Source organism: Streptomyces sp. NPDC046862 (assembly GCF_040704615.1).
Classification (GTDB): domain Bacteria; phylum Actinomycetota; class Actinomycetes; order Streptomycetales; family Streptomycetaceae; genus Streptomyces.
Map to the genome: position 1 here is coordinate 29,139 of NZ_JBEYXP010000067.1, position 16,915 is coordinate 46,053.

The following is a 16,915-nucleotide window of genomic DNA, read 5'->3' on the forward strand; positions in this document are numbered from 1 at the left end:
GTCGGCCCTGAAGGAGGCCCCCTTGACCGAGAACATGCGCTTCGGTGTCTACCTGCCACCGTTCGGCCCGTTCGGCGATCCCAACGTCCTGGTGGAACTGGCCGTACGGGCGGAGGCAGCCGGATGGGACGGTGTGTTCCTGTGGGACCACGTGCTCTCCGACGCGATGCCGATCGCCGACCCCTGGACCACCTTGGCCGCGATCGCTCACGCCACCGACGATCTGCTGCTCGGCCCGATGGTCACACCGCCGGCCCGGCGCCGACCCTGGATGGTGGCCCGGCACGCGTCCACCGTCAGCAGGCTCTCCCGGGGACGGCTCGTCATCGGTACCGGAGTGGGCGTCGACGAGTCCGGTGACTTCAGCAGCTTCGGAGAACCCGCCGATCTCACGACCCGTTCGGCGATGCTCACCGAGGGGCTCCAGGTGATGCGTGCGATGTGGGCCGGCGAGGCACTGGAGCACAGCGGAACGCACTATCAGGTGAACATCGCTGCCACCGAGCCGGAGCCGCACCGCATTCCCGTCTGGATGGCCGGCTCGACCAACCACCCGCGAGTGATCCGGCGTGCGGTCGGCTGCGACGGGTTCTTTCCCAACCCGGCGGACCACGAACTCTCCCCCGAGGAAGTCGCCGGCATCCGCGAGGAGTTGCGCCGAGCCGGTCTGCCCACCGCCCGGCCGTTCGACATCGCCGTACGCGGCAACGCCAGTCCCGCGTGGGAGGAGGACAAGGACGTGGACCTCAAGGAACTCGCCGAGGCCGGCGCGACCTGGTGGCTGGAGTCGCTGATCCACTTCGACCCGCTGGAACTGTCGATGACCGTCGTCGATGCCGGACCACCTCGCGTCTGAGCTACGGGCCGCCGACAGCGGCATCGACAGCGACAGCGACAGCGACAGCGACAGGGCGAGGCTTCGAGCACTGCTGCGAGGTACGAGCCGCTCCTCGTCCACGGGCAGCCGTACGGCAGGATGGGTCCATGAGCGTCGTCAAGATCAACGTACTGACCGTCCCAGCCGAACAGCGGGAGACCCTGGAGAAGCGCTTCGCGTCCCGTGCCCACGCCGTGGAGGGCTCCGACGGGTTCGAGTGGTTCGAGCTCCTCCGTCCCGTCGAGGGCACCGACACCTACCTCGTCTACACGCGCTGGCGTGACGAGGAATCCTTCCAGGCCTGGATGGAGGGTCCCATGAAGGCGGCCCACCAGGGCGGGGACGCGGAGGGCGGCGGCGAGCGGCCCAGGCCGGCGGCGAGCGGGTCCACTCTGTGGTCCTTCGAAGTGGTGCAGCAGGCGGGCCCGGCCGGCGCGTAGGCAGGTCGTTGCGGGCCCTCTTTCGGGTCCGTGGGGACGGGCAGCGGGGCAGGTCTGCTCCTGCCCGTCCCCACAAAGCCGCCCGCCGGCTCAGCCGGTCCGGTGGAAACGCACCTCTGGGTACTGGGACGACGGCCCGTCCAGCAGGGGCCGGTCGACGCCTTTGAGGTGGAGGTCGAAGAAGGCCGTCACATAGCGGCGGGTGATCTTCTGCGACCGGTCGCCCGACAGGGGCTCCTCCGGTGGCAGGAGCCCCAACTGGTCGGCGAGCACGGGTATATCGGTGAACGTGAAGTGCCCCGAACCGGCCACCTTCAGCCAGCGCTTCCACCCGTCGAGGTTCGGCCAGTCCTGTGCCCAGGCGGTGTCCTCGCTCTCTGTGCCGAGCACCATGAACGGCCGGCCCCCGATGCCGCCCGCCGGCACCGGGTCGAAGAAGCGGCCGTCCAGGTTGACCCCGGCACGCACACGCCTGTCGCCCACCATGGTGGACGCGGCGGAGGCACCGCCGATGGAGTGACCCGCCATGCCGATCCTCGCGGGGTCGATCATGCCGGCGTGCCGCCAGGCCGGGGAACGGGCGGTCAGCCGGTCGAGCACGAAAGAGACGTCCTGGGCCCGGCCGCGAGGGACGGCCTCGTACCCGGCTTCGGCGACCTTGTCACAGGCGACGCAGGTGAGGAGACGGTTGCCCGGGAACGTCGTGCCCACCGACTCGTAGGCGTGGTCGACGGCGGCGACCACGTAGCCTCGACTTGCCAGTTCCTCGGCGAGCAGCGTGAGGGTCGCACGGTTCACGCTGAATCCCGGTGACAGTACGACCAGGGGGAACTTCCCGCGTGCGGGTGTGGCCCCGGGACGGGCGTGGGTGCGGGTGCCGCTGAGCGTCTCGGCGGGCACCACCTCGGCCAGGTCCCGGTCCACCAGGAAGGCGCGGGCCTCGTCGGTGGTCATGTACGGTGCCGTCCTGCCGTGGCCCGAGCGAGCCGGGTAGTACAGCGAGACCATCAGCTCGCGCGCCCCGGCCTCCGGTACCCACGGGTCGGGGCGGCCGGCGTCGACCAGGTGCAGGGTGTCGCGGCCGACCGCGAGCGGGCCTGTGGGACGCGGCAGTTCGAGGTGGACGCGATCTCTCTCAGCGGCGACCGACACGTCAGCCGGTGCCGATTCCGGTGCGGGTGCTGGGTGGGCCGTCCCCGCCCCAAGGAGGGCGAGGGACAGACCGAGTAACGCGGCGGTGGCGCCGCGGGGCAGACGATTCATGCAGGTGAGGCTAGGCAACAGCGACCCCCGCACACGTCCTGCCGCGAGCTGATCCGTGATCAGTCCACGGACTGACTCGGGGGCCTGGCGTCATGCGAGGGGCTGAGGGGTGCGCCCCCGAACTGGATCTCGTTTCCGTCGGGGTCGAAGTACGTCGCCTTACGCACGCCGTTCGCATAGGTCTCCCGCTTCGTGGGCTCCAGCCCGCGATTGGCCACCTGGGCGACGAGCTCTTCGAGGCCGTCGACGAAGACCGTGTGCAGGGCGTGGCCCGCGTGCTCCGGTCGGTGTTCGATGAACACCGACCGGTGCTCCGCGAGTTCCCACACGGCTTCGGTATCGCTCGCGACGAACGTGGGTGGGGAGCCGAGCAGGAGCTCGTACCACGCCAGCGCGGCCGCGTAGTCGGCGACGGGAATGCCTGCGTACAGGTCGAGGGCCATGCCGCCATGCTAGATCCGGCGGACGACCACCGGGAGGAGTTCCTGACATACCGTCAGGCCGCAACCTGCGGGAATCCCGGGCTGGTTGTGCCGCACCGTCGGAGTGAGCAACGCCCGGTCAGTCGATGATCGCCGTGGCTTCCACCTCGACCAGGTGGTCGGGCACGTCCAGCGCCGCGACACCAAGCAGCGTGACCGGCGGCACCGGGGTGACCCCGAGTTTCGCGGCCGCCCGGGAGATCCCCTCCAGCAGCGCGGGCATCTTGTCCGGAGTCCAGTCGACGACATGGACGTTCAGCTTCGCCACGTCGTCGAAGGAACCACCGGCCTCGGCCAGGGCGGTGGCGATGTTGAGGTAGCACTGCTCGACCTGGGCGGCGAGGTCGCCTTCGCCGACGGTTGCCCCCTCGGCGTCCCAGGAGACCTGTCCGGCGACAAAGACCAGCTTCGACCCGGTCGCGATCGACACCTGCCGGTACACGTCGATCTTCGGGAGGCCGCTGGGGTTGACGAGAGTGATGGCCATGTTGTCCGCCTTCATGCCATAAGGGTGGAAAAGTCGATGGACCCGCTTCTGCGGGCACAGATTCCACGTGGTCTCTTGTGGTTACTCAGGAACCATAGGAGAGCGGTCGCCGACATGGAAGAACGCACTTTTCAGTGACTGAGGAACCTCATGGTGACCCAGCAGTTCAGCGGCTCGCCGAGGACAGGGACCTCAGGCGCACTGACGGGTGAAGCACGGGTGTCGTCACAGCGACGCCGAGGGTGCGCTAGGCTTGCTTTCGAGCCGGTCGCCAGAACTCCTGGTTCCTGGTCGTGCGTTGGTGGTCCAAGGAAAGACGTCCCGCTTCCTGCGGGGAGATGCAGGTGCAAGGCCTGCCCGGCGCTCCACACACGAGCACCCGTCCTGTCGTCCAGGGCGGGTGCTCGTGCGTTGTGTGCCGCGCTCAGCGGCTCCTGCGGTAGGTGAGCGCGAAGTCGCGCTCCCAGCCGGTCGAGCCCTCGTTCGACATCTCCCAGGTGCCGCGGATGGTGTTGCCGTCGTCGCTGACGTACCCGGTGAACCGCTGCCGGAACGCCAGGGGCGAGAAGTCCGGCGTCTCGCGCAGCAGCCGCCACACCCCGTCGGCGAGGGTCATCGCGTACACCCTGACGACTCCCCGCGCATCGAAGTAGTGCTGTGTGTACCGACCGGTCTCCGGATCGACCGCGACGATCGCCATGCTGTCCGGGGCCTCGGCCAGCGGGACCTCGGTGCGCTGGACCAGGAAACGTCCGTCCAGCGTCCACTCGAACACGCTGCGTGCGGCAGGCGCGGCCAGACCGGGGAAGTCGACCTCCACCGCCCACTCGCCGACCAGGACGTCCAGCCTCTCCAAGGCTTCGTCACGTGGCGCTCCATCCACGACGATCACCCCTTTCTCGTCTCGCCGCCGGTCATCGGTCGTCGGTCGTTGACGCTCGTCGAAGACAGGACGGCAGCGGAGCAGGAAACTCATCGGTCGGCGAAGCCGCGCAAAAAACGAGGGTCCGTCCCGCGTGACGCGGGGCGGACCCTCGTATCGGAGCGCCGGGCAGGCCTTGCACCTGCATCTCCCCGCAGGAAGCGGGACGTCTTTCCTTGGACCACCAACGCACGACCAGGCACCAGGAGTTCTGGCGACCGGCTCAAGATCCAGTCTACCGCACGCCCGGACCTCTCCCGGACCTCTCCGTGTCAGCACGGTCGGCAGCATTCTGATCGATTGATCGGTACGATGAACGCATCGCGCGCAACCGATCGCGAGACAGCAGGTACGACCGACGCGAATGACGTGAACGAGAGCGGTGGGGCCATGCGGGAGTCGGCGCAGAAGCGGCAGGGCCGGATCGCGGAGGTGGTGCGGGACCGTGGCGTCGCGCGCATCACCGATCTCGCCGACGAGCTCGGTGTCTCCGTCGTGACCGTGCGCCGGGACGTCGAGGAGATGGCCCGGCGCGGGGAGGTGCGCCGCGGGCACGGAGTGGCGCGTTCGCTTCGCCCTGTGCCCGAGGAGGTCGCCGCCGGGGGTGACGCCGTCGCCATGGTCGTTCCCGAGAGCAACACCTATCTCACCGAGGCCGTGCAGGGTGCGCGGGAGGCCGCGGAGAAGGCGGGCCTTCGGCTCGCGCTGCACATCGCCGCGGGTGACATGGGGGCGGAGCGCGAGGCGGTGCACCAGGCGCTGGACGCCGGCGCGCGCGGGCTGTTGCTGTCGCCGCACTGGCGCACGCGGGCCGAGGCGGAGGCGGACCACTCGTGGCTGGCCGACCTGGACGTTCCCACGGTGCTGGTGGAGCGGCGCCCCGCACGGACCGGCGGGATCTACTCGCTGGACAGTGTGCGCTCGGACCACGCGTACGGCGTGCACCTGGCGCTCGGTCACCTGGTCCGCCTCGGGCACCGGCGGATCGTGCTGGCCGCACGCGACGACAGCCCCACCGCGCGGGTCATCCGGGCCGAGTTCGCCGAGCAGACGGCCGCCCGGGGGCTCGCCGACGGGTGCCGCACGATCCTCAGCTCGCGCACCGCCGGGCCCGACCCGCGCGTCGCCGACCCACGGGCGGTCGAACTGGCCGAGGCCGTCGGGGAGAGCGGCGCCACGGCGGTGCTGATCCACAGCGACATGGACGCGCTGGTGCTGGTGCAGCGGCTGCAGGCGGCGGGCGTCGACGTACCGGGACGCTGCTCGGTGGTCGCGTACAACGACGTGGTCGCCGACATGGGGCCGGTCCCGCTGACGGCCGTCGCCCCGCCCAAGGCGGAGCTCGGCCGGGTCGGGGTCGACCTGCTGCTGCGCCGGCTCGACATGGCGCGTGGCGGAGTGCGGCCCGGTGCCACCCGCCACATCGAGCTGCTCCCCGACCTCGTGATCAGGGAGTCCACGGCCACGGCCCCGTCGGCGGTCTGAAGGCTGCCCCCATACACACGACTTCCCATACACACGACTTACTTCCGACCGCGGTCTGCTGCGCGGAACTCCGGCCTTCATGTTCGTTTGACCGTTTAAGTTTCTTCTGTTCGATCTCTTGACGCCTTTTTCGTTCTCCGCCGAGGATGCCCGTAACCCAGCAAGGATGCGGGAGGGGCTCATGCGAAGTACCCGCAGGGTCGGAGCGGCTCTGTTCACGATCCTCGCCGTCTTGATGACGGGCTGCTCGGCCTCGGGCAGCAGCACCAGCGCCGGGAGCGGCCCCGTCCGTCTCACGTTCTGGTCGGCGCTGCGCGGCACACAGGAGGTCGTCGACGAGTACAACCGGATCCAGGACAAGGTCCGGGTCGACTACCAGCAGGTCCCTTCGGGCCCCCAGGGCGGCTGGGCCAAACTCAGCAACGCCGCCCGCGCCGGGAACGCCCCCGACGTCGCCACCATGGAGTACCCCCAGCTGCCGGGCTACGCCATCGACGGCGTGCCACGCGACATCACCGACCTCCTGCCCGACTCGGTGCGCCGGAAGATCCTCCCCCAGGCGCTGGACCTCACCACCCTCGACGGGCGCACCTACTCCGTGCCGGTGGACATCGAGCCGATGATGTTCTTCTACCGCAAGGACGTGTTCACGAAGTACGACATCCCGGTGCCCAAGACATGGGCGGAGTTCGAGAGTTCGGCCCGCAAGCTGAAGAAGGCCCAGCCCCGCTCCCGTATCGCCAGCTTCTTCACCAACGGATCGCAGCACATGGCCGGGTTCGCCTGGCAGGCCGGCGGCCAGTGGTTCAGGACCTCCGGTGACACCTGGCGGATCTCCATGGCCGACGGCCCGACCCGCAAGGTCGCCGCATACTGGCAGCGCCTGGTGGACCAGGACCTGGTGCGTGTCGAGCCGGTGGACAGCCAGCAGTGGCGGGCCCATCTGCAGAGCGGCGAGACCGTCGGCTACATGGCGGGGGCCTGGGCCGCGGGCTCGCTGATGAACTCCACCCCCAGCGGCAAGGGCAAGTGGGCCATCGCGCCACTCCCCCAGTGGGACCCTGCCAAGCCGTCGCTGGGCACCCAGGGCGGGTCGACCTTCGCCGTCACCAAGGACAGCCAACACCCCAAGGAGGCGCTGGAGTTCATCACCTGGATGGTGACCAGCCCGGACGCCCTGCGCGCCAAGCTCTCCAGCGGTATCAGCAGCGCGTTCCCCGTGGTGCCCGCGCTGGTCCCCGTCGCCCGCAAGGAGATGGACACCAGCTACTACTCGGGCCAGGACATCTTCGGCCTCTTCCAGCAGTCCGCCCAGCTGATCTCCCCCAGGTGGCAGTGGGGGCCGCGCATGACCTCCACCATCACCTCCGTCGAGGACGGCTTCGCGAAGGCGGGAGCCGGCAGCGGCACCATCATCGGCGCGCTCCGCGAAGGGGAACGCCGGACGCTGCCGGACCTCAAGAGCCTCGGCCTGTCGGTCACTACCAACTGAGGTGCACCCGTGAGCACAGTGATCTCCCGAGGGAAACCGGGGAAGCGGACGGCCACCACGGCGCCGGCCGCGACCCCGGCCCGTCCCCGCAAAGCCGGACGGCGACAGCAGGTGATCGCCTGCGTCACGCTCATGGCCCCGTTCACGGCTCTGCTCGTCGCCGTGTTCCTCGTCCCCGTCGGCTACGCCATCGGCCTCAGCCTCTTCTCCGAGGACCACAAGGGCCTCGGCTTCGGCGGCGGCACCACCGTCTTCACCGGGCTGCGCAGCTACCTCGCCGTGCTGGACGACCCGAGCTTCGTGTCCGGGTTCGGTGTCATCGCCCTGTACTGCGTGATCTTCGTACCGGTCGTCGTGGTGGGCGCCCTCGCGCTCGCCCTGCTCCTCGACTCCGGGCTGATCCGGCTGCGGCGCACCGCGCAGATGATGCTGTACCTGCCGCACGCCGTGCCCGGCATCATCGCCGCCGTGATCTGGCTGTACCTCTACACGCCCGGCCTCAGCCCGGTCATCAAGCTCTTCGCCCAGGCCGACATCACCGTCGACTTCCTGGGACTGCACACCGTGCTCCCGTCAATCGTCAACATCGCCCTGTGGAGCGGCCTCGGCTACAACATGGTGATCTTCTACGCCGCGCTCCAGGCGCTGCCGCGCGAAGTGATCGAGGCGGCCCGGATCGACGGCGCCGGCGGCCTGCGCACCGCGCTGATGGTGAAGGTGCCCATCATCAAGGGCTCGGTCGTGATGGTGTGCATGTTCGCCCTGATCGGCGCGCTCCAGCTGTTCACCGAGCCGATGCTGATGAACCAGGCCACGCCGATGGTCAACTCCCGCTTCACCCCGAACATGTACATCTACGACGCGGCCTTCCGCCGCAACAACTACGGACTGGCCTCCGCGGCCTCCGTCATCCTCCTCGTCGTCACCTGCGCCCTGTCGTACGCCGTGACGCGATGGTCCGGCCGCAGGGAACGGAGCGCCAAGTGACCACCACGACTCCCACCGCGGCCGGCGGCAGCAGACTGACCAGCCGCGCCGTCGCCAACACCGTGGTCGGCCTCGCCGCCCTCTACACCCTGCTGCCGGCCATCTGGCTGCTGCTGGCCTCCACCAAGAACGCCGACGCGCTCTTCGGCAGCGACATCTTCTCCCTCGGGGACTTCTCCCTGTGGCGCAACCTCACCGACCTGTTCTCCATGGAGGAGGGCATCTACGGCCGGTGGTACGTCAACAGCCTGCTGTACGCGGTGGTCGGCGCCCTCGTCGGCTCGCTGATCAGCGTCGCCGCCGGGTACGCCTTCGACAAGTACGAGTTCCGGCACAAGGAGAAGTTCTTCGGGCTGGTCCTCACCGGCGTCATGGTCCCGCCGACCGTGCTGGCCCTCCCGCTCTACCTCGTGGCCTCCGGCATCGGACTGGTCAACACCTTCTGGGCGGTGTTCATCCCGGTGCTGTTCAACCCGTTCGGCGTGTACCTCGCCCGCCTGCTGAGCAGCGGCTACGTACCCAACGAGGTGCTGGAGGCGTCGAGGGTGGACGGCGCGGGCGAGTTGCAGACGTACATCCGCGTCAGCCTGCGCATGCTCGGCCCCGGATTCGTCACCGTCTTCCTGTTCCAGCTCACCGCCATCTGGAACAACTTCTTCCTTCCCATGGTGATGCTCTCCGACCAGCACCTGTATCCGCTCAGTCTCGGGCTCTACACCTGGAACAGCTCCGCCACCGTCTCACCCGAGTACTACCCGCTCGTCGTCATCGGCTCGCTGCTCGCCGTCGTGCCACTGATCGTCGCTTTCATCACGCTGCAGCGCTACTGGAAGTCCGGTCTCACCGCAGGGAGCGTCAAGTGACCCACCCCGACCACCAGTCCCGTCGTCGCCCGCGCGCCGTGCTCGCCATGGCGCACAGGACCGCGCAACAGGTCCTCGACACGGACGTACGGGCCCGGCTGGCCGCCCTCACCGACATCGACCCGCACCTCGTCCTGGACGATCTCACCACTCCCGCCGCGCACCGTGCGCTCGCCGACGCGGAGTTGCTCATCACCGGCTGGGGCTGCCCGCCCGTCGACACGGCCACCCTGGACGCCGCGCCCCGGCTGCGCGCGGTCGTGCACACCGCCGGGACCGTACGCCACCACATCACCCCCGCGTGCTGGGAGCGCGGCCTCGCGGTGTCCTCCGCCGCCGCGGCCAACGCCGTACCGGTCGCCGAGTACACCCTCGCCATGATCCTCCTCGCCAACAAGCGGGTCCTCGACACCGCCCGGCTGTACCGCCTCGAACGCCGCCGCATCGACTGGAACGAGCGCCACCCCGAAGCGGGCAACTACCGCAGAACCGTGGGCATCCTGAGCGCCTCGATCATCGGGCGCCGCGTCATCGACCTACTCCGCCCGCACGACCTGACCGTCCTGCTCCACGACCCCTACGTCACGGACACCGAAGCACGGGAACTCGGGGCGCGGCCCGTCTCCCTTCCGGAACTGTTCACGGCCAGTGACATCCTGAGCGTCCACACACCGCTGCTGCCCGAGACGCGTGGCCTGGTCAGCCGCGAGTTGCTGGCCCGGCTGCGTACCGGCGGCACCCTGATCAACACCGCGCGGGGTGCCGTCGTCGACCAGGGCGCCCTCACCGCCGAGGTGGTCTCCGGGCGGCTCAACGCGATCCTTGACGTCACCGAGCCGGAGGTGCTGCCCGTCGACTCACCGCTGTGGGAGTGCCCGAACGTCCTCGTCACCCCGCACATCGCCGGCTCGAAAGGTGGGGAACTGCGCCGTCTCGCCGACCTGGCACTGGCCGAGGTCGAGGCGTACGCCCTCGGCCGCCCCTTCGCCCACCCCGTCCGGCCCGAGCATCTGGCCCGCCTCGCCTGAGCCCACCCATCAGACCCACGTGAGCTGGAACGAACAGGAGACGTGGCCCCGCCCATGCCCGAACAGCACCTCCCCACGGCCCCCGAGGAAGACCGCACCCTCAGCCCGTACACCGGCTACGCCCGCGCCCACTGGGAAGCCACCGCCGACCGGCTGCTGGCCTCCGCCCTCCGCTACGCCACTCCTGGCCAGGCCCTGATCGACCTGCCCGGCCCGCCCTCGAAGTCGGGGGTGCGTTCCGATGGCCTGGAGGGGTTCGCGCGTACGTTCCTGCTCGCCGCGTTCCGCACCGCCGGAGCGTCGGGCAAGGACCCGTACGGCTTCCTGGAGCGCTACACCACCGGCCTCGCGCGGGGCACCCGAACGCCCGGCCGTGACGACGCCGAGTCCTGGCCTGAGATCGGCCACCACGGCATCCAGGGCCAGCCCATGGTGGAGTCCGCCTCCGTGGCGCTGGCCCTGCGGCTGACCGCGCCCTGGACCTGGAACACCCTTCCCGCCGCCGACCAGGACCGCGTCGAGCGGTGGCTGCGCGGCGCGCTGCGCCACACTCCGGCCCCCAACAACTGGTACCTCTTCCCGCTGACCGTCGCGGGCTTCCTGGAGTCCGCCGGGCGCGGCGACGCCGAGACCCGGGGCGCGATCGAGCGGGGGCTCGCCCTGCTGGAGGGCTGGTACCAGGGGCAGGGCTGGTACTCCGACGGCGACGGCCGGTCCTTCGACCACTACAACGGCTGGGCCCTGCACTTCTACCCGCTGCTCCACGCCCACCTCGCGGGAGACCAGGAGTTGCTCGACCGGCTCGGCCCGCGGCTGCGGGAGTTCCTGGACGGTTTCGCGCTGCTCTTCGACGCGAACGGCGCCCCCGTCCACCACGGGCGCTCCCTCACCTACCGTTTCGCCGCCGTGACCGCCGTGGCCCTCGGCGCCCTCACCAGCCGGACACCGCTCGCCCCCGGCACCACCCGCCGCGTCCTCAGCGGGGCGCTGCGCCACTTCCTCGACCGCGGTGCGCTGACCTCGGACGGCATTCTCGGCCTCGGCTGGTACGGCCCGCACGAGGCGACCCTGCAGCGCTACTCCGGGCCCGGCTCCCCGTACTGGGCCTCCAAGGGGTTCCTCGCCCTGCTGATCCCGCCCGAGGACCCGGTGTGGACGGCCACCGAGGAGAAAGCGCCCGCCGAGGGCCCCGACCGTGCGCTCGCACTCCCCGCTCCGGGGCTGCTCATCCAGACCACGGGCTCGGACGGCCTGGCGCGGCTGCACAACCACGGCAGCTACAAGCTCGCCTCCTGGGAACCGGAACGCGCCCCCGGCAACCCGCTCTACGCCCGTCTCGCGTACTCCACACGCACCGGCCCGACCAGCGCCGCGAACGCCCCCGACAACCACGTCGCGCTCCAGGCGCGCGGCGTGCGCAGCGCCCGTATCCGCATCCACCCCCTTGCCGCCGGGCCCGACTGGCTCGCCTCGTGGCACCGGCCGGTCTTCCCCGAGGGCGGTCCCGTCCTTCCGTCGGCCCGGATCGAGAGCCTCACGCTGGCCCGCGGCCGTGTCGAACTGCGCGTGCACCGCGCCGTCGGCGTGCCGACGGGAACGCCGGTCCACCAGAGCGGTTGGGCCGTCGCGCTCGCGCCGGGGGACGCCGCCGAGACCGAACAGGCGGCGGAGGCGGGGGCGGAGGTACGGATCGACGGGCCGGAGGTGACGAGCCAGCTCCTCGGTCTGTACGGCTGGGAGACGCAAGCCACGGTTCGTGCTCCGCAGGGCACGGCCTACGGCCCGTGGGCCCTCGTTCCCGAACTCACCGGAACGGTCGGCGCGGTCCCGGCCCGTACGGTGTTCGCCGCGCTGGCCTCGCTCACCGGCGAACCGGGCGCGGCCTCCCTCGCCGGGCAGGCGACCGCCGAGGTGAACGGTCTCGCCGTCGTTGTTCGCTGGGCCGACGGGGGCCGTACGGTCGTCGACTTCGGCACCGGCGTGCCCTCGGTCACCGAGGAGTCGGCGTGAGCGAGGTGGCACCGCGCCTGGGGCTGTGTTCCGTCACCCTGCGCCACCTCGACGTGGACGGTGTTCTCGCCGCCGCGGTCGAGGCGGGTCTGGAGTGCGTCGAGTGGGGCGCCGACATCCACGTACCGGCGGGAGACGAGGCCGTTGCCGCCCGGGTTCGCGCGGCCACCGAGGACGCGGGCCTGGCGGTCGCCTCGTACGGCTCGTACTACCGCGCCGGACAGACCGACCCCATCGAGTTCGACGGAGTCCTCCGCTCCGCCGTGTTGCTCGGGGCGCCCCGTATCCGGATCTGGGCGGGGGCGGCGGGTACGCAAGAGATGTCGCCCGAGGGGCGGGCGGCGGTCGTCGAGGACACCCGTCGTGCGGCCATGCTGGCGGCAGGCGCGGGCATCCAACTCGCCTACGAGTTCCACCGCAACACCCTGACCGACGGGGCCGACCGCACCCTCCGGCTGCTCGACGAGGTGGACCACCCGGGTGTCCGCACCTACTGGCAGCCGCCGCTCGACGTGCCGGACGCCGACGCCCTCTCCGGTCTCGAGACGGTGATCGACCGGGTCGCCGCGGTGCACGCCTTCGCCTGGTGGCCCGGGACCACCCGCCACCCGCTCGCCACCCGTGCCGACCTGTGGAGCGCGGTTCTCGCCCGGCTGCGCGCGCACGGCCGACCGCTGGACGTCCTCATGGAGTTCGTTCCCGAGAACGACGAGGGGGTTCTCGCCCGCGAGGCCCGGACTCTCCGGTCCCTGGCGATCTGAGGCCGCCGTCCCGGTCGCCGATGTGGTTTGCCGCCGTCCCTGGCCGCGGGTTCGTTGTGGCTGGTCGCGCCCCGCGGCGGAACCGCATATCGATACAGCCCCGCGCCCCTTGAAAGCACGGCCGCGCACCCGGCACCACGCCGCACCCGCGGACGCCAACGGGCCGAAGGGGGTGTGCCGGGAGGTGTCCGCCCGCGCACACCCACGGCCGGAGTCAGTCGGCGCGCGGCACGTCCCAGCGGGCCAAATCCCTCAGCCAGGCCTTCGCCGTGCTGTCGGACGGTGCGCGCCAGTCGCCGCGGGGCGACAGGGAGCCGCCGGCCAGCACCTTGGGCCCGTTCGGCATGGCCGAGCGCTTGAACTGCGCGAACGCGAAGAAGCGGCGGCAGAAGTACTCCAGCCAGTGCCAGATGGCGGGCAGGTCGTAGGCCACCCGCTCGGCCTCGGGGAACCCCGGCGGCCACGCGCCGGCGTCCTTGTCGTGCCAGGCGTGCCACGCGAGGAAGCCGATCTTCGACGGCCGCATGCCATAGCGCAGGACATGGAAGAGGGTGAAGTCGTGCAGCGCGTACGGGCCGATCTTGGACTCGGTGGACTGCAGCTCCTCCCCCGGTACGAGTTCCGGGCTGATCTCCGTGTCGAGGATCGCGGCCAGCGTCTCGTTGGTCTCCTCGTCGAACTGGCCGCTGCTGATGACCCACCGGATCAGGTGCTGGATGAGCGTCTTCGGTACGCCGGAGTTGACGTTGTAGTGGCTCATCTGGTCGCCGACGCCGTAGGTGCACCAGCCGAGCGCCAGTTCCGACAGGTCGCCGGTGCCGAGGACGATGCCGCCGCGCTGGTTGGCCAGCCGGAACAGGTAGTCCGTGCGGAGCCCGGCCTGTACGTTCTCGAAGGTCACGTCGTACTGGGGCTCACCGGACGAGAACGGGTGACCGATCTCCTTGAGCATGAGCCGGGCGGTCGGCGTGATGTCCAGTTCGGCCGGGGTGACGCCGAGTGCGCGCATCAGTTTGTGGGCGTTGCCCTTGGTGTGCTCACCGGTCGCGAAGCCGGGCAGCGTGAAGGCCAGGATGTCGCTGCGGGGACGGCCCGCGCGGTCCATGGCCCGGGCGGCGACGATCAGCGCGTGGGTGGAGTCGAGGCCACCGGACACTCCGATGACGACCTTTGGGCCGCCGATGGCCGCCAGCCGGTGCTGCAGACCGGCGACCTGGATGTTGTAGGCCTCGTAGCAGTCCTGGGCGAGGCGGGTGGGGTCGGCCGGCACGAAAGGGAACCGCTCGACCCGGCGGCGCAGCCCCAGGTCGGTCGTGGGCGGGTCGAGCCGGAACGGCACGTGGCGGAAGTCGCCGGTGCGTGCGGCGTGGGTGCGGCGGTTGTCGTCGAACGAGCCCATCCTCTGGCGCTCCTGGCGCAGCAGGTCGAGATCGATGTCGGCCACCGCGTACTGGTCGTCCTGAGGGAAGCGGTCGGTCTCGGCCAGCAGGGTGCCGTTCTCGTAGATCATGGTCTGGCCGTCCCAGGACAGGTCGGTGGTCGACTCGCCCAGTCCGGCCGCCGCGTAGACGTAGGCGGCGAGGCAGCGCGAGGACGCCGAGCGGCACAGCAGCTTCCGGTCCTCGGCCCGACCGACTGTGATCGGGCTGCCCGAGAGGTTGGCGAGGACGGTCGCTCCGGCCAGGGCCGCCTCGGCGCTCGGGGGCACCGGCACCCACATGTCCTCGCAGACCTCGGCGTGCAGCACCAGGCCGGGGACGTCCTCGGCCGCGAAGAGCAGGTCCGTGCCGAACGGCACGGTCGCGCCGCCGACGCGGATCGTCCCGCCGCGCTCGTCGTCGCCCGCGGCGATCTGCCGTTTCTCGTAGAACTCGCGGTAGTTCGGCAGGTAGGACTTGGGCGCCACACCGAGGATCCGGCCGCGGTGCACGACCACCGCGCAGTTGTAGACCCGGTTGCGGTGGCGCAGCGGGGCACCGAGGACGAGGACGGTCAGCAGGTCCGCCGACCCGGCCACCACGGTCTGGAGCGCCGTCTCGACGTCGTCCAGCATCGCGTCCTGCAGCAGCAGGTCCTCGATCGAGTATCCGGACAGACAGAGTTCGGGGAACACGGCGACGGCGACCCCCTCCTGCGCGCACCGGCGCCCCTGCCTCAGGACCGCCTCCGCGTTGGCGGGCGGGTCGGCGATGGCCGCGTGACCGGTGCACGCGGCGATCCGTGCGAAACCGTGCTCATAGATGGACCAGAAGTTCACGATGCGAAGGTGCCCCTTTCCGGCAGCTCCATGTGACGGGGACGTGTGGGATGCATCCCTGCACCAGCAAGTATCAGTCGGCGCGGACGGGCCTTTCGAAGAAGGTCTCCAGTACGACCGTCGCCTGCGTCCCGCTCACGCCGTCGATCGTGTAGAGCCGCCGCAGGACGTCCTGCAACTGCTGCGTGGTGGCCGAGCGCACTTTCACGAGGACGGAGGCGGTGCCCGCGATGATGTGGGCTTCCTGGATCTCGGGGATGGCCGCGAAGGACTCGGCCGCGTCCCCCATCCACGCCGACGAGTCGACCATGACGAAGGCGAGTACGCCCCGCCCGAGGGAGGCCGGGTCGACGTCCACGGTCGTACGGAGGATGACACCGCGTTCACGGAGCTTGCGTACGCGATCATGGGCCGCGCCGGCCGACAGGCCGACCGCCCTGCCGAGCGCCGCGTAGGCCTGGGTGGCGTCGCGCTGAAGCTCTGCGATCAGTGCCCTGTCGACGTCGTCCACGATCCCGTTGATCCCGTTGATTCCGTTGACCATCCCCACGTCTCCACCATATCTGGTTCGGACGCACTAGGATCACGATGAATGCCATTCAGCTGTTTTGCGAGAGAGGCGGATCGTGTCCGGCGTGGTGCTGAAGAATCTGTACGAGGTCCTGGACGAGCGCTTTCACACCGAAGGGTGCGCCAGTGGCGACGCACGGCTGGAGCGGCTGCACGCCGACTGCCGCTGGGCCGAGGGGCCGCTCTACCTGCCCGCCTGGCGGCAGCTGATCTGGAGCGACATCCCCAACGACCGCCTGCTGCGCTGGGACGAGGCCACGGGCACGACCGGGGTCTTCCGCTCCCCGGCCGGGTACGTCAACGGCAACACCCTTGACCGCGAGGGCCGGCTGGTGAGCTGCGAGCAGGGCAACCGCCGGGTCACCCGTACCGAGCACGACGGCAGCGTCACCGTGCTCGCCGACCGCTTCGAGGGCAAGCGCTTCAACAGCCCGAACGACGCGGTCGTACGTTCCGACGGCTCGGTCTGGTTCACGGACCCGGACTTCGGGATCCTCAGCGACTACGAGGGACATCGTGCCGAGAGTGAGATCGGCACATGTGACGTCTACCGGATCGACCCCGTGACCGGCGGGGTCCACCGCGTCGCCGACGGTTTCGGCGGGCCGAACGGCCTGGTCTTCTCACCGGACGAGAGCCGGCTGTTCGTCGCCGACACGAGGGCCGCGCAGATCCGCGCCTTCGACGTGCGGGACGACGGCACCCTCACCAACGACGTGGTCTTCGCCGAGCGCACCGACGGCGGCTTCTTCGACAACATCCGCTTCGACGACGCGGGGCGGCTGTGGGCCGCCGCCTTCGACGACGGCGTGCACTGCTACCACCCCGACGGCACGCTCATCGGACGACTGCGCGTGCCCGAGCCGGTCGCCAACATCGCCTTCGGCGGCCCGAGGAACAACAAGATGTTCATCACGGCGACCACCTCGCTGTACTCACTCATGATGTCCGTGACGGGCACGCCCAGGGTGCGGTGACGGTCACCCCAGGA

At 70.3% G+C, this 16,915-nt stretch carries 16 protein-coding genes; 10 read left to right on the top strand and 6 right to left on the bottom strand.

Annotation, left to right across the window (positions count from 1 at the left end; all coding sequences use genetic code 11):
• Positions 1-22: 22 nt before the first annotated feature.
• Both AB0959_RS45975 and AB0959_RS45980 read left to right on the top strand, forming a co-directional pair.
• The gene (locus tag AB0959_RS45975; RefSeq protein ID WP_366832883.1) at positions 23-856 is read left to right on the top strand and encodes an LLM class flavin-dependent oxidoreductase; all 834 of its coding nucleotides are present in this window, start codon (positions 23-25) and stop codon (positions 854-856) included.
• A gap of 128 nt (positions 857-984) precedes the next feature.
• Positions 985-1,317 (top strand): antibiotic biosynthesis monooxygenase, encoded by a 333-nt coding sequence (locus AB0959_RS45980; protein WP_366832884.1) that lies wholly within the window; start codon positions 985-987, stop codon positions 1,315-1,317.
• Positions 1,318-1,407: 90 nt separating this feature from the next.
• On the opposite strand, the gene AB0959_RS45985 is transcribed toward AB0959_RS45980, so the two are convergent.
• From AB0959_RS45985 to AB0959_RS46000, 4 genes are all read right to left on the bottom strand, one after another.
• On the bottom strand, positions 1,408-2,580 hold the full coding sequence (locus AB0959_RS45985; protein ID WP_366832885.1) for an alpha/beta hydrolase: 1,173 nt from the start codon (positions 2,578-2,580) through the stop codon (positions 1,408-1,410).
• A gap of 59 nt (positions 2,581-2,639) precedes the next feature.
• Complete coding sequence (locus AB0959_RS45990; protein WP_366832886.1) at positions 2,640-3,023, bottom strand: VOC family protein; 384 nt, start codon at positions 3,021-3,023, stop codon at positions 2,640-2,642.
• Positions 3,024-3,141: 118 nt separating this feature from the next.
• A complete protein-coding gene (locus AB0959_RS45995; protein WP_366832908.1) occupies positions 3,142-3,549 on the bottom strand; it encodes a RidA family protein in 408 nt (135 codons plus the stop codon).
• A gap of 424 nt (positions 3,550-3,973) precedes the next feature.
• Positions 3,974-4,432 carry a hypothetical protein gene (locus AB0959_RS46000; RefSeq protein WP_366832887.1) on the bottom strand — a complete coding sequence of 153 codons (459 nt, stop codon included), beginning with the start codon at positions 4,430-4,432 and terminating at the stop codon, positions 3,974-3,976.
• Positions 4,433-4,861: 429 nt separating this feature from the next.
• Here AB0959_RS46000 and AB0959_RS46005 point away from each other — a divergent pair, with 429 nt between their 5' ends.
• The 7 genes from AB0959_RS46005 (at position 4,862) to AB0959_RS46035 (ending at position 13,097) form a co-directional block, all read left to right on the top strand.
• Entirely contained in the window at positions 4,862-5,956 is a 1,095-nt protein-coding gene (locus tag AB0959_RS46005) for a LacI family DNA-binding transcriptional regulator (protein WP_366832909.1), read from the top strand.
• A 181-nt stretch (positions 5,957-6,137) separates the two neighbouring features.
• Positions 6,138-7,448 carry a sugar ABC transporter substrate-binding protein gene (locus AB0959_RS46010; protein ID WP_366832888.1) on the top strand — a complete coding sequence of 437 codons (1,311 nt, stop codon included), beginning with the start codon at positions 6,138-6,140 and terminating at the stop codon, positions 7,446-7,448.
• 9 nt (positions 7,449-7,457) lie between these two features.
• On the top strand, positions 7,458-8,435 hold the full coding sequence (locus tag AB0959_RS46015; protein WP_366832889.1) for a sugar ABC transporter permease: 978 nt from the start codon (positions 7,458-7,460) through the stop codon (positions 8,433-8,435).
• On the top strand, positions 8,432-9,298 hold the full coding sequence (locus tag AB0959_RS46020) for a carbohydrate ABC transporter permease (RefSeq protein WP_366832890.1): 867 nt from the start codon (positions 8,432-8,434) through the stop codon (positions 9,296-9,298). Before AB0959_RS46015 ends, AB0959_RS46020 begins: the two co-directional genes overlap by 4 nt.
• A gap of 47 nt (positions 9,299-9,345) precedes the next feature.
• Entirely contained in the window at positions 9,346-10,326 is a 981-nt protein-coding gene (locus tag AB0959_RS46025) for a hydroxyacid dehydrogenase (protein WP_366832910.1), read from the top strand.
• Positions 10,327-10,380: 54 nt separating this feature from the next.
• Positions 10,381-12,336 carry a DUF2264 domain-containing protein gene (locus AB0959_RS46030; protein WP_366832891.1) on the top strand — a complete coding sequence of 652 codons (1,956 nt, stop codon included), beginning with the start codon at positions 10,381-10,383 and terminating at the stop codon, positions 12,334-12,336.
• Positions 12,333-13,097, top strand: coding sequence for a TIM barrel protein (locus tag AB0959_RS46035; RefSeq protein ID WP_366832892.1), 765 nt, complete (start codon positions 12,333-12,335; stop codon positions 13,095-13,097). The genes AB0959_RS46030 and AB0959_RS46035 overlap by 4 nt, the downstream gene beginning before the upstream one ends.
• A 214-nt stretch (positions 13,098-13,311) precedes the next feature.
• Here the strand turns inward: AB0959_RS46035 and AB0959_RS46040 are convergent, their stop codons facing one another.
• Together AB0959_RS46040 and AB0959_RS46045 are read right to left on the bottom strand one after the other, a co-directional pair.
• On the bottom strand, positions 13,312-15,354 hold the full coding sequence (locus tag AB0959_RS46040) for an NAD(+) synthase (protein WP_366832893.1): 2,043 nt from the start codon (positions 15,352-15,354) through the stop codon (positions 13,312-13,314).
• Positions 15,355-15,427: 73 nt separating this feature from the next.
• The gene (locus AB0959_RS46045) at positions 15,428-15,865 is read right to left on the bottom strand and encodes an Lrp/AsnC family transcriptional regulator (RefSeq protein ID WP_366832911.1); all 438 of its coding nucleotides are present in this window, start codon (positions 15,863-15,865) and stop codon (positions 15,428-15,430) included.
• A 124-nt stretch (positions 15,866-15,989) separates the two neighbouring features.
• Between AB0959_RS46045 and AB0959_RS46050 the strand changes: the two genes are divergently transcribed.
• On the top strand, positions 15,990-16,901 hold the full coding sequence (locus tag AB0959_RS46050; RefSeq protein ID WP_366832894.1) for an SMP-30/gluconolactonase/LRE family protein: 912 nt from the start codon (positions 15,990-15,992) through the stop codon (positions 16,899-16,901).
• Positions 16,902-16,915 lie beyond the last annotated feature (14 nt).

Excerpts from the sequence above, each read along its gene's own strand:
- AB0959_RS46025 (WP_366832910.1), top strand. The coding sequence starts at position 9,346 with ATGGCGCACAGGACCGCGCAACAGGTCCTCGACACGGACGTACGGGCC.
- AB0959_RS46010 (WP_366832888.1), top strand. The coding sequence starts at position 6,138 with ATGCGAAGTACCCGCAGGGTCGGAGCGGCTCTGTTCACGATCCTCGCC.
- AB0959_RS45980 (WP_366832884.1), top strand. The coding sequence starts at position 985 with ATGAGCGTCGTCAAGATCAACGTACTGACCGTCCCAGCCGAACAGCGG.
- AB0959_RS46030 (WP_366832891.1), top strand. The coding sequence starts at position 10,381 with ATGCCCGAACAGCACCTCCCCACGGCCCCCGAGGAAGACCGCACCCTC.
- AB0959_RS45995 (WP_366832908.1), bottom strand. The coding sequence starts at position 3,549 with ATGGCCATCACTCTCGTCAACCCCAGCGGCCTCCCGAAGATCGACGTG.
- AB0959_RS46005 (WP_366832909.1), top strand. The coding sequence starts at position 4,862 with ATGCGGGAGTCGGCGCAGAAGCGGCAGGGCCGGATCGCGGAGGTGGTG.
- AB0959_RS45985 (WP_366832885.1), bottom strand. The coding sequence starts at position 2,580 with ATGAATCGTCTGCCCCGCGGCGCCACCGCCGCGTTACTCGGTCTGTCC.
- AB0959_RS45990 (WP_366832886.1), bottom strand. The coding sequence starts at position 3,023 with ATGGCCCTCGACCTGTACGCAGGCATTCCCGTCGCCGACTACGCGGCC.